This is a genomic window from Endothiovibrio diazotrophicus, assembly GCF_054657215.1.
The window spans coordinates 1-12,225 of sequence record NZ_BAAHXB010000057.1 but is presented as its reverse complement, the minus strand read 5'-3'; the positions used below and the strand labels follow the sequence as shown (position 1 = coordinate 12,225).

Here is a 12,225-nt window from a genome sequence, read left to right as displayed (position 1 = left end):
ATGCGGCGAGAACAGGGTGCGGAAGCCGCGGCTTACAATGGGTCGGCGCCCCTTTGCGCGCCTTGCCGGGTGGGTGCATCGGCGCCCCAAAAACGGGAAGTTACTCTTCCGCGAGCCGCGACAACCTTTCCCCCATGTCTTCGGTTGTCGGGTAGAATGGAGCCTTTTCGTCGCCCCGGCCCGGCAACCGAATGCTCCTCTCCCACCCGCTGACCCACCTTCTGTTTGCCTCGTTGCTTGTCGTGGCGGCGGCGGTGATCACCCGCGTGATGGCGCGGGTGAAGATCCTCGACGTCCCCAATCAACGCTCCTCCCACCAGGTGGCGACACCGAAGTCCGGTGGGGTGGCGTTGGTCGTGGCCTTCCTCGGTGCGGCGTTGATGGCAGCGGCGGTTCAGCCGGAACTGGCCGGCGCGGGGTGGTATTGGGGCTTCGTCGGCTCCGCGTTGTTGGTGGCGGGAGTCGCTTTCTACGACGACGTCACTCAGAAGTCGTTTCTCTTCAAATTCCTCTCACAGATGGTCGCTGCCGCGGTGGTGCTGCTCTTCGGTCTGGTGGTGGAGCGGCTGGCGATTCCCGGAGTGGGTGTGGTCGAGCTGGGGTGGGTGAGCTATCCCCTTACCTTTCTGTGGCTGGTGGGGCTGACCAACGCCTTCAATTTCATGGACGGTCTGGATGGTCTGGCCGGTGGGGTGGCGCTGCTGACGGCCATCTTTTTCGGTCTGCTGACTTTCCGCCAGGGGGGGAGCTTCAGCTTCATCCTCGCTTACGGCGTGGCGGCCGGCGCCGCCGGTTTTCTGCGCTACAACTTTCCCCCCGCGAAGATCTTCATGGGGGACGTGGGGAGCGCCTTCGTCGGTTTCCTGTTCGCCGCCCTGGCAGTGGTGGCGGCGAATCGGGAGCCGGGGCACATCTCGTTTCTGGTGATGCCGATGCTGCTCTTCCACTTCATATTCGATACCGCCTTCACCTTGTGGCGTCGCTGGCGGGCGGGGCGCAACCTGCTCCAGGCGCATCGTGAGCACCTCTATCAACTTTTCAATCAGCTCGGCTACTCCCATCGAGTGGTGGCTATCTCCCAGTACCTGATGTGTCTGGTGCAGGGGGCGATGGCGTGGGTGATGTTGCATATCGAGGGGGCGGCGCGGCTGTGGGCATTCTTGCCGGTGTTATTGCTTCAGGTGGGCTACGCGGGGTGGGTGATGACTCGCGCCCGGCGGGCCGGTTTGGTCGGAACCAATGTGGGAAAGATGGATGAGCGAAAAGAGTAGCAACGTTATTTGGCATCGGGCGACCGTGACGCGGGCGCGCAGAGAGGAGCGCAACGCTCATCGGGCCGTGGTGATCTGGTTTACCGGGCTGTCCGGTTCGGGCAAGTCGACCCTCGCCCACGCAGTGGAGGAGGAGCTGTTCCTGCGCGGCGGCCAGACCTTCGTCCTGGACGGGGACAACATCCGCCACGGTCTCTGTTCCGATCTGGGGTTTTCCATTGCTGAACGGCACGAGAATATTCGTCGCATCGGCGAGGTGGCCAAGCTGATGGTCGAGGCGGGGACCGTGGCCCTGACCGCTTTCATCTCGCCGTTGCGCGAGGATCGGGATCGGGTGCGTGGCCTGATGCCTCACGGAGAGTTTTTGGAGGTCTACTGTCGTTGCGACATTGACACCTGTGCCGAGCGCGATCCGAAGGGACTCTATGCCCGCGCCAAAAAGGGGGAAATCAAGGAGTTCACCGGTATCTCCTCCCCCTACGAGGAGCCGTTGCGCCCCGAGCTGGTGGTGGATACCGCGGAACTGACCATCGAGCAGAGCGTGGAGCGGGTGCTCGTGCTTTTGCGGGAGAGGGGGGTGTTGGCGGGGGAGGGGCAGGGTTAGCACTGCCTCTTCCCCACAGATCGGCCGATTTGTGGGGGAGGGGCAGGGTTAGCCCGGAACCCCGCAATAGAGGAACTCCATCAATGCCTTCTGTGAATGGAGCCGGTTCTCCGCCTCTTCCCAGGCGACGCTCTGCGGGCCGTCGATCACCGAGGCGCTCACCTCCTCGCCGCGGTGGGCGGGCAGGCAATGCATGAACAGCGCCTCCTTGTCGGCCAGCGCCATCAGTGCATCGTTCACCTGATAATCGGCGAACGCCTTGGCGCGCCGCTCTTGCTCCTCCTCCTGGCCCATGGAGGCCCACACGTCGGTGACCACCAGATCGGCCCCCTCGGCGGCGTCCCGCGGGTCGCGGACGATCTCGGCGGCCCCCCCAGCCGCCTGCAGCACCCCGCCCGCCGGGTCGAACCCCTCCGGGCAGGCGATGCGCAGCTTGAAGCCGAATTGGCGGGCGGCATTGACGTAGGAGTGGCACATGTTGTTGCCGTCACCGATCCACGCCACCGTGCGGCCGGCGATGGAGCCGCGTCGCTCCACGTAGGTCTGCATGTCGGCCAGCAGTTGGCAGGGGTGGTTGTGGTCGGTCAGGGCATTGATCACCGGCACCCGCGAGTAGCTGGCGAAGGTCTCGATCTTCTCGTGTTCGAAGGTGCGGATCATGATCAGGTCGACCATCCGCGAGAGTACCCGCGCGGTGTCCTCGATCGGCTCTCCGCGGCCCAGTTGGGTGTCGCGGGGCGAGAGGAAGATGGAGCTGCCGCCGAACTGGGCCATGCCGGTCTCGAAGGAGACGCGGGTGCGCGTGGATGACTTCTCGAAGACCATCCCGAGGACCCGGTTCTTCAGCGGTTCGTAGATCTCCCCCGCCTGCTGCATCCGTTTCAATTCGATGGCGCGTTGGATCAGCCGGTCGAGTTCGTCGGGGGTGAGATCGAGCAGTGATAGAAAGTGTCGGGGGGTATCCATGATGCCCTCTCCGTGTGCGAAATGGGGGGTTGCTTACTGGGTGAGGAGGTTGCGGATCAGCGCCGAGACCTCGCCGGCGAGCTGGTCGGCCTCCTGATCGCTGAGGATCAGCGGCGGCAGCAGTCGCACCACCCGCTCGGCAGTGACGTTGATCAGCAGTCCCGCCTCCAGCGCGCGGCCTACCAGCTCTGCGCAGGGGCGGTCCAGCTCGATGCCGATCATCAGGCCGCGGACGCGGATCTCCACCACACCGGCGACTCCGTCGAGGCTGCGGGCGAACTGCTCGGCCATACGCTGCCCGAGGGACTCGGCGCGGGGCGCCAGCCCCTCGTGCTCCAGGGTCTGGGTTACCGCGAGGGCGGCGCTGCACGCCAGCGGGGTGCCGCCGAAGGTGGAGCCGTGGTTGCCCGGCCCGAAGACCTCCGCGGCCGTTCCGCGGGCGAGGCAGGCGCCGATCGGGAACCCGTTGCCGAGCCCCTTGGCCAGGGTGATCACGTCGGGGGTGACCCCCTCGTGCTGGAAGGCGAACATCCGCCCGGTGCGGCCCATGCCGGTCTGCACCTCGTCGAGCATCAACAGCCAGCCGTGCTCGTCGCACAGCGCGCGCAACGCCTGCAGATAGCCGGGATCGGGCATGCGCACGCCGCCCTCGCCCTGGATCGGCTCGATCAGCACCGCCACCACGTTGTGGTCGTTGCGGGCGACGTTGCCGATCGCCTCCAGATCGTTGAACGGGACGCGGACGAAACCCTTCACCAGGGGTTCGAAGCCGGCCTGCACCTTGCGGTTGCCGGTGGCGGTGAGGGTGGCCAGGGTGCGGCCGTGAAAGCTGCCGTCGGCGACGATGATGTCGGGGTTTTCGATACCCTTGTGGTGGCCGTGGAGGCGGGCCAGCTTGATCGCCGCTTCGTTGGCCTCGGCACCGGAGTTGCAGAAGAAGACCCGCTCCATGCCGGCGAGTCGGGTCAGCTCATCGGCGAGCCGCTCCTGCAACGGGATGCGATAGAGATTGGAGGTGTGGACCAGTTCGCCGGCCTGGCGGCAGACCGCCGCGGTCACCGCCGGGTGGGCGTGGCCCAGGTTGCACACCGCGATTCCGGACAGGCCGTCGAGATAGCGTTTTCCCGCGGAGTCCCACAGCCACGGCCCTTCGCCCCGCTCGAAGGCGACCGGCAGCCGTGCGTAGGTCGGCATCAAAGATTCGGTCATCGGTCCCATCCCCATTGCCCCGCGTGGCGTTCTCGAACCGCCTGTCGGCAGGTCGGGTCGCGTCCGGGGCCTGGAAACAAAAAAGCAGCCGTTGAGGCCGCCAAAGGAACGGATTATACCGATCGTTCGAGGGCGTGCAAGTCGTGGGGCGGCGTTCGGGTGGTGAGGGCATTTCGTCGGTTTCGAACTTGACGATGTGGTCCAGGCTCCCGGTAGTCCGTCGATACTCCATCCGGTGGGTCGCCATCAAATCAGCGTCGCCGCCACAGCAGCTTGTGCAGCTCCAGCACCACCAGGATCAGCAGGGCGACGAAGAGCATCTCGGCCCAGTGTTCGAGGGTCACCGGCATGGCGCCGAGGACGCCGGAGAGACCCGGGGTGTACATCGCGCCGATGTGGATCAGCTGGGCGGCGACGGTGCCGAAGAGCAGCAGCGGGTTGCGCAGCGGGTTGTGGAGGAAGGCGGAGAGGGTCTCGCTGCGGCTGTTGAAGACGTGGACGTTCTCGAACAGCACCATCAGCAGCAGGGCGCTGTTGCGAGCTTCGTCCACCGACATGCCGAGCCCCAGGTAGTAGTGGAAGATGGCGAAGGCGAGCCCGCCCATGGTCAGCGCGGTGATCACCGTGCGCTCGATCATCAGCCGGTTGAAGATCGGCTCCTTGGGGTCGCGGGGCGGCTGCTTCAGTTCGTGTCCCTCGCCCGGCTCGAAGGCGAGCGCCACGTCCTGGATGCCGTTGGTGACCAGGTTGAGCCACAGCAGTTGCACCGCGGTGAGCGGCAGCGGCAGGCCGGCAGCGAGCGAGAGGGTAAAGAGCACCAGTTCGGCGGCGCCGGTGGAGATCAGCAGGAAGATCACCTTGCGTACGTTGGCGTAGGCGATGCGTCCCTCCTCGACGCCGGCGACGATGGAGGCGAAGTGGTCGTCGGTGAGGATCAGGTCGGCGGTCTCGCGGGCGACGTCGGTGCCGCGCTTGCCCATGGCGACGCCGACGTGGGCGGCGCGTAGCGCCGGGGCGTCGTTGGCGCCGTCGCCGGTGACCGCGACGAAGTGGCCCTGGCGGCCCAGCGAGTGGACGATGTCGAGCTTCTGTTGCGGCTCGACCCGGGCGAACACCCGGCTGGCGGCCACCGCCCGGTCGGTCCCCAGCGCGTCGCCCTCCAGTTCACGCAGCCGCTGGCCGGTGATCACCTCGCCGTCGCCGCCCATCGCCAGTTCGCCGGCGATGGCGCGGGCGGTGGCGGGGTGGTCGCCGGTGACCATGCACACCTCGATGCCGGCGTCGTGGCAGGCGGCGACGGCGGATTTCGCCTCGGGGCGCAGGGGGTCGATCATTCCCACCAGGCCGAGCAGGGTGAGGCCGCGCAGCCGGTCGTGTTCGAACTCCTCCTCCTCGCCGACCGCCACCGGGCCGGCGGCGAAGGCGAGCACCCGGTAGCCCTCGCCGGCCATGGCCAGCGCCTGGCGCTCCAGCGCCTCGCGGTCGAGGGGGGCCTCGCCCTCGGGGGTGACCATCCATTCGCACATCGGCAGCAGCCGCTCCAGGGCCCCCTTGACGAAGGCGTGGTCGCACTCGCCGACGCGGTTGAGGGTGGCGGAGTAGCCGTGTTCCGACTCGAACGGGATGTTGGCCCGTTCGGGGTGGGCGGCCTGGGCGTCGGGGCGGGTGATGCCGGCCTTATGGGCCATCGCCAGCAGGGCCACGTCGACCGCGTCGCCGTGGTGTACCCAGCCGCCGTCGCGGTGGCCGAGGAAACCGTCGTTGGTCAGCACGGCGGCCTCGCAGATGCGCAGCAGAGCCGACATCTCCTCGGGCGGGGCGTGGATGATCCCTTCCGGCAGGCTGCCCTCGCCGCTGATCGGGCGGGGCTCGCCGCCGGGCAGTTCGATCCGCTTGGCGGTCATCTCGTTGACCGTCAGGGTGCCGGTCTTGTCGGAGGCGATGTAGGTGCAGGAGCCGAGCGCCTCCACCGCCACCAGGCGGCGGACGATGACGTTGCGCCGCGCCATCCGCCGCATGCCGATGGCCAGCGCCACGGTGAGCGCCACCGGCAACCCCTCGGGGATGGCGGAGACGGCGAGCGCCACCGAGAGCAGGAAGATCTCGCTCCACGGCGCCCCCTGGTAGAGGGAGACGGCGGCCATCACCACCACCGCGCCGCCGACCATCATCGCCACCCGGGTGGTGAACACCTCCATGCGCAGCACCAGCGGCGCCTTCGCCGGCGGGCGATCGAGCACCGCGCTGGCGATGCGTCCCAGCTCGGTGCCCAGTGCGGTGGCGGTGACCACGCCGCGGCCGTGGCCGCGGGTCACCATGGAGCCGGCGAAGGCCATGTTGCGGCGGTCGCCCAAGGGGGTGTCGGCGGCGAACACCTCGGCGGGGAGCTTGTGCACCGGCAGTGACTCGCCGGTGAGCAGCGACTCGTCCAGTTGCAGGCCGTGGCCGTCGAGCAGGCGCAGGTCGGCGGGCACCTTGTTGCCCGGCTCCAGCAGTACGACGTCGCCGGGCACCAGCTCCTCGGCGCGGATCTCGTAGGCGTCGCCGTCGCGCTGCACGCGGGTGGTGGCGGTGACCAGGTTGCGCAGCGCCTGGGCGCTCTTCTCGGCGGAGAACTCCTGGGCGGTGCCGATCACCGCGTTGATCAGCAGCACGGCGAAGATGAAGGCGGCGTCCGACCACTCGTGCAGCGCCAGCGAGACCCCGGCGGCGAGCAGCAGGATGTAGATCAGCGGGCTGAGGAACTGGCGGAAGAAGACCGCCGCCAGCCCCGGCGGGGTCGGTTGGGGCAGTGCGTTGGGGCCGACGCGGGCGAGGCGGGCGGCCGCCTCGTCGGCGCTCAGGCCGTGGGGGGAGCCGTCGAGGGCGTGGAGTGCCTCGTCGGCGGTGAGGGGGTGGAAGAGCGGGGTGCCGGGGTCGTTCATGGCGGTGGTGTGTTTTTGTCAGGTTAAAGGTGAAAGGCAAAAGGTCAAAGGGCCTTCGTTTGGCGCCATGCCGTCTTCAACGGCACATCGGTCGGGCAGATCGGCCGGGGTTGGCTCGGCCCCTCTTCCCTTTCACCTTTTGCCTTTGACCTGAACCCGGATACCGGCACGCCCGATCCGGCTTTCACCCTTTCGGGGCCGTGGTAATCAAAGAGTAGCTTGCCTTGGGCAGGGGAGTTGTTCACCCTATAACGGTTTTTGCGCAGACAATGATTCCAATGATTTCGGAGGGGCGGGCCCCGGTGTCGGCCGACCCTGGACCGTTCGAGTAACTTCCTGTGTTTCAACAGTTGCGGGCCTTTCTCAAGTCCACGTTGGACAGCCTCCGCGACCTGCTGCCGATCATCCTGGTGGTGGGGTTCTTCCAGCTCGTGGTGCTGCGCCAGCCGATCCCTGATTTCGCCAACATCCTGATCGGCGTGCTGTTCGTGCTGGTGGGGCTGACCCTGTTCGTCCAGGGACTGGAGCTGGGGCTCTTTCCGATCGGCGAGAGCATGGCCTACGCCTTCGTCTCCAAGGGCAGCGTGATGTGGCTGCTGATCTTCGCCTTCTCCCTCGGTTTCGGCACCACGGTGGCGGAGCCGGCGCTGATCGCGGTCTCGGCGGAGGCGGCCGACGTCGCCGCCGGCGGCGGCATGATCGATTCCACCGAGGAGGCGAAGCACGAGTACGCCACCGGGCTGCGCCTCACCGTGGCGGTGTCGGTGGGCTTCGCCATCCTCCTCGGCGTGCTGCGCATCCTCAAGGGGTGGCCGATCCAGTTCCTGATCATCGGCGGCTACGCCGGGGTGGTGGTGATGACCGCCTTCGCCCCGGAGGAGATCGTCGGCATCGCCTACGACTCCGGCGGGGTGACCACCTCGACCATCACCGTGCCGCTGGTCACCGCGCTGGGCGTCGGGCTCGCCTCCTCGATCAAGGGGCGCAACCCGATGGTCGACGGTTTCGGCCTGATCGCCTTCGCCTCGCTCACCCCGATGATCTTCGTCATGGGCTACGGGATGGCGCTGGCGTGAACGGCTTCGCCCATATCCTGTTCGAGACCCTGCTGGCGACGCTGCGCGACGTGCTGCCGATCGTCGCCATCCTCTTCGGCTTCCAGTTCCTGGTGCTGCGCCGCCGGGTACCCAATCTGCCGCGGGTGCTGTGGGGCTTCCTGCTGGTGCTGCTCGGGCTCGCCTTCTTCCTGGTCGGGCTGGACATGGCGCTCTTTCCCCTGGGCAAGCTGATGGCCACCCAGCTGACCGATCCGCAGTTCATCTTCGGCAGCCTCGACCGGGTGCCCGACACCTTCGCCTGGGACGACTACCTGTGGGTCTACCTGTTCGCCGCGGCGATCGGGTTTTCCACCACCATCGCCGAGCCGTCGCTGATCGCGGTGGCGATCAAGGCGAGCCAGGTCTCCGCCGGCGGGATCAGCGTGTGGGGGCTGCGCATCGCGGTGGCCATCGGGGTGGCGGCGGGGATCGCCCTGGGCTCGTTCCGCATCGTCACCGGCACGCCATTGCACTGGTACATCATCGCCGGCTACGTAATCGTGATCGCGCAGACCCTGCAGGCGCCGAAGATGATCATCCCGCTGGCCTACGACTCGGGCGGGGTGACCACCTCGACGGTGACCGTGCCGCTGGTCACCGCCCTGGGTCTGGGGCTGGCCGGCACGGTGCCGGGGCGCAGCGTGCTGCTCGACGGCTTCGGCCTGATCGCCTTCGCCAGCCTGTTTCCGATGATTACCGTGATGGGTTATGCGCAGCTCTCCGCCTGGTGGCTGCGCCGACAGAAAGAGAAGGACGCGGATTCCCCCGCGTCGTAACGAGGATCCAACTCCATGCACTTCAAACTGATCATCGCCCTGGTTCAGGACGAGAAGACCGACAAGGTGATGGCGGCGGCCCGCGAGGCGGGAGCGACCGGCGCCACCGTGATCAAGGACGCCCGCGGCGAGGGGCTGAAGGAGGCGAAGACCTTCTTCGGCCTCACCCTGGAGACCCAGCGCGACGTGATCCTGTTCCTGGTGGAGGAGCACCTGAGCCGGCCGATCCTGGAGACGATCGCCGAGGTGGGGGAGTTCGAGTGTCGCCCCGGCACCGGCATCGCCATCCAACTGGACGTCGAGGACGCGGTCGGCGTCAGTCATCAGATTCAGAGTTTGACCCGGGTGGTCGAGGAGGAGATATGAGCGAGCGTCGGATTGTCCGCGTGCGCGACGTGATGAAGAGTCAGTTCGACGTGGTTGACCGCATGACCACGGTGCACGATGCGCTGAAGACGATGAAGCACGTCGAGACCAAGTCGCTGATCGTCAACAAGCGCCACGACGACGACGAGTACGGCATCGTGCTGATCTCCGATATCGCCCGCAAGGTGTTGGCCAAGGACCGTTCGCCGCACCGGGTCAACGTCTACGAGATCATGAGCAAGCCGGTGATCTCGGTGGACCCGGAGATGGACATCCGCTACTGCGCGCGGCTCTTCGACCGCTTCGGCCTGGCCCGCGCCCCGGTGATCGACAACCGCACCCTGATCGGCATCGTCAGCTACACCGACATGGTGCTGCGCGGGTTCGTCGACTGAGGAAAAGAGACTCAACGCGAAGGCGCAAAGAACGCAAAGGGGATGATTCACTTCCGACCCTTTGCGTTCTTTGCGCCTTCGCGTTGGAACGACGCCGTTTCTACAGCGGGACGAGGTCCGGCGGTTCGTCGTGGTCGAGGGTGAGGCGGTGGCCGGCGGGAATGGGGTGCCAGAAGCCCTCGTCGGTGGGGTGGTCGGTGGCCAGCTGACCGTCCGGGAAGCCCTCTTCGTCGGTGGTGTAGTAGAGTGCCGGCGGCGCGCGGTGGGTGGCGTGGCGCACCAGATGGAGGCGCTGGCCGTCGCCCACCGCCAGGTTGAGGGTGAGTGGCAGCGGGCCGGCCAGGCGGGTGGTCAGCGCCATCGTCTCGGCCAGCGCCTCCTCCACCGTCAGCTCCTCGTCCTCCTCCAGCAACTGGCGGAACAGGGTGAAGAGCAGTTCCGGCAGGTCGAACCGTTCCAGCAGCTCCTCGCTGGGCGGGGTGAGGTGACGCAGCAGGGCGGTGCGCAGCGCAGGAGGGGTCGCCTCGCAGTCGAGCAGCCAGAGCCATTCGCCGGCCACCAGCGGCTGGGGCGAGGGGCCGGCGGGGCCGGGCAGGTCGCGCCCGTAGGCGATCCACAGCCGGCTCTCCAGGCTCCGTCCGAGTCCCGCCAGATTCACATCGGCGGGCGGCGGGCGGTCGCTGAGGTAGCGGGCGGCGGCCCCGTCGGGGGCGAGCCAGCCGAGGCCCAGCCCTCCGGGGGGGAGGTTGGTCGGCGGCTCGGCGAGCCGCTCGATCAGCGGCGCGGGGCGCAACGGTGGTCCCAGGTAGGCAAGCAGGCGGCTCATCGGCGGTGTTCGGCCCACGCTTCCTCCCACCCTCGGGCAGGAGTGGAAAAATTGGGTTAATATTGAGCGCTAACTCTAAGTTTTTTGATCGGTTCCCGCAATCACCCGGGTTCGTCCGCGGAGGCGGACGGTGCGGTCTGGGCCGATTTCGTAAGGATGGGTTCCCATGAAGGTCGATCTCGGTCGGAAAAAGATCCTGCTCGTCGATGACTTTGCCGACATGCGCAGTACGCTGAAGCGGATGTTGCAGAGTTTCGACGCCAAGGAGATCGACGTCGCCGCCAACGGCAAGGACGCCATCGCCTCGATGGCGCGCAAGTCCTACGACATCATCCTCTGCGACTACAACCTGGGCGACGGCAAGGACGGCCAGCAGGTGCTCGAGGAGGCCAAGCACAAGGGGCTGATCGGTGCCGCTTCCATCTTCATCATGATCACCGCCGAGAACACCATGGAGATGGTGATGGGCGCGGTGGAGTATCGCCCCGACGACTACCTGACCAAGCCCTTCAACAAGGATCTGCTGGGCGGCCGCCTGCAGAAGCTGATCGTCAAGAAGAGCGACCTGGCCGACATCGAGCGGGCCACCCAGCGCAAGGAGTTCAACCACGCCATCGCCCTCTGTGACCAGCGCATCGCCGCCAAGCCGAAGAACCTGGCGGAGCTGCTGCGGATCAAGGGCGATCTGTGCATGAGCGCCGGCAACTACGACGAGGCGGCCAGGGTGTTCGAGAAGGTTCTCGCCCTGCGCAGCATCCCGTGGGCGATGCTCGGGCTGGGCAAGGTGCGCTTCCTCACCGGCAACTTCCTGGAGGCGCGCGACATCTTCCAGCAGATCACCCAGGAGCACCGCACCTACGTCGAGGCCTATGACTGGCTGGCGAAGACCATGGAGGAGCTGGGGGACCTCGCCGAGGCGCAGATCGTCCTGACCACCGCGGTGGAGATGTCGCCCAAGGCGATCCTGCGGCAGAAGGCGCTGGGCGAGGTGGCGATGAAGAACGACGACTTCGAGCTGGCCGAGCGCGCCTTCCGCAAGACCGTGCGGCTGGGACGGGAGTCGGTCTACCGCTCGCCCACCGACTACACCAAGCTGGCCCGTTCACTCTCCCGGACCAACTCCAGCCAGGAGGCGCTGAAGGTGCTCCACTCGGTGCGCAAGGAGTTCGACGGCGACAAGGAGGCGGCGCTCCACGCGGCGATGGCCGAGGGGGCGGTGTTCAAGACGATGGGGCGGGAGAGCGAGGCCTACCGCGCCTTCGAGGAGGCGACCAAACTCTACGAGGGGGTGGGCGGCAAGGTGGACTCCGAGGTGACCATGGAGATGGCCAAGGCCGCCTTCACCGTGGGCGAGAGCGAGAAGGGCATGGCGCTGATGCAGGAGGTGGTGCGCAACCACCACGAGGACGAGAAGGTGCTGCGCGAGGCCCAGGCCGCCTTCGAGGCGGTGGGAATGGGCGAGGAGGGGCGGCAGGTGATCTCCGATACCAAGGCGGAGGTGGTGCAGCTCAACAACCAGGGGGTGCGGCTGGTCAAGGAGGGCAAGCTGGAGGAGGCGATCCACTTCTTCGAGGACGCGGTGAAGGCGATGAGCGACAACAAGACGGTCAACCTCAACGCCGCCCAGGTGATGCTGATGGCGATGCAGAAATCGGGCAAGAACGACCGCTATCTCTATCAGGTGCGCCAGTACCTCGATCGGGTGCGCAAGGTCGATCCGGCCAACGGCACCTTTCAGAAACTTTCCCAGATCTACGAGAAGATGATCACCGATGAATCCGTGGCCTAGGA

At 66.9% G+C, this 12,225-nt stretch carries 9 protein-coding genes and 1 pseudogene; 6 read left to right on the top strand and 4 right to left on the bottom strand.

All coding sequences use genetic code 11. The annotated features are described in order from the left end of the window. Window positions 1–191 precede the first annotated feature (191 nt). Entirely contained in the window at window positions 192–1,271 is a 1,080-nt protein-coding gene (locus tag ACYQ2W_RS14530; protein ID WP_459868507.1) for a glycosyltransferase family 4 protein, read from the top strand. Next, window positions 1,255–1,875 (top strand): adenylyl-sulfate kinase, encoded by a 621-nt coding sequence (gene cysC / locus ACYQ2W_RS14525; RefSeq protein WP_459868504.1) that lies wholly within the window; start codon window positions 1,255–1,257, stop codon window positions 1,873–1,875. Before ACYQ2W_RS14530 ends, cysC begins: the two co-directional genes overlap by 17 nt. Before the next feature lie 48 nt (window positions 1,876–1,923). Here the strand turns inward: cysC and argF are convergent, their stop codons facing one another. From argF to ACYQ2W_RS14510, 3 genes are all read right to left on the bottom strand, one after another. Continuing rightward, a complete protein-coding gene (gene argF, locus ACYQ2W_RS14520; RefSeq protein ID WP_459868501.1) occupies window positions 1,924–2,841 on the bottom strand; it encodes an ornithine carbamoyltransferase in 918 nt (305 codons plus the stop codon). A gap of 33 nt (window positions 2,842–2,874) precedes the next feature. Further along, window positions 2,875–4,050 carry an acetylornithine transaminase gene (locus tag ACYQ2W_RS14515; RefSeq protein WP_459868494.1) on the bottom strand — a complete coding sequence of 392 codons (1,176 nt, stop codon included), beginning with the start codon at window positions 4,048–4,050 and terminating at the stop codon, window positions 2,875–2,877. Window positions 4,051–4,301: 251 nt separating this feature from the next. Beyond that, a complete protein-coding gene (locus ACYQ2W_RS14510) occupies window positions 4,302–6,974 on the bottom strand; it encodes a cation-translocating P-type ATPase (RefSeq protein WP_459868491.1) in 2,673 nt (890 codons plus the stop codon). Between the two features lie 338 nt (window positions 6,975–7,312). On the opposite strand from ACYQ2W_RS14510, the pseudogene ACYQ2W_RS14505 reads away from it, so the two are divergent. The 3 genes and pseudogenes from ACYQ2W_RS14505 (at window position 7,313) to ACYQ2W_RS14495 (ending at window position 9,608) form a co-directional block, all read left to right on the top strand. Continuing rightward, window positions 7,313–8,847: pseudogene (locus tag ACYQ2W_RS14505) on the top strand (DUF1538 domain-containing protein). Between the two features lie 15 nt (window positions 8,848–8,862). Continuing rightward, on the top strand, window positions 8,863–9,213 hold the full coding sequence (locus ACYQ2W_RS14500) for a P-II family nitrogen regulator (RefSeq protein WP_459868488.1): 351 nt from the start codon (window positions 8,863–8,865) through the stop codon (window positions 9,211–9,213). Beyond that, window positions 9,210–9,608, top strand: coding sequence for a CBS domain-containing protein (locus ACYQ2W_RS14495; RefSeq protein ID WP_459868485.1), 399 nt, complete (start codon window positions 9,210–9,212; stop codon window positions 9,606–9,608). Before ACYQ2W_RS14500 ends, ACYQ2W_RS14495 begins: the two co-directional genes overlap by 4 nt. A gap of 100 nt (window positions 9,609–9,708) precedes the next feature. Here ACYQ2W_RS14495 and ACYQ2W_RS14490 read toward each other — a convergent pair whose 3' ends face one another. Next, window positions 9,709–10,434 (bottom strand): class II glutamine amidotransferase, encoded by a 726-nt coding sequence (locus ACYQ2W_RS14490; RefSeq protein ID WP_459868482.1) that lies wholly within the window; start codon window positions 10,432–10,434, stop codon window positions 9,709–9,711. A gap of 166 nt (window positions 10,435–10,600) precedes the next feature. Here ACYQ2W_RS14490 and ACYQ2W_RS14485 point away from each other — a divergent pair, with 166 nt between their 5' ends. Beyond that, a complete protein-coding gene (locus ACYQ2W_RS14485) occupies window positions 10,601–12,223 on the top strand; it encodes a response regulator (RefSeq protein ID WP_459868479.1) in 1,623 nt (540 codons plus the stop codon). Window positions 12,224–12,225 lie beyond the last annotated feature (2 nt).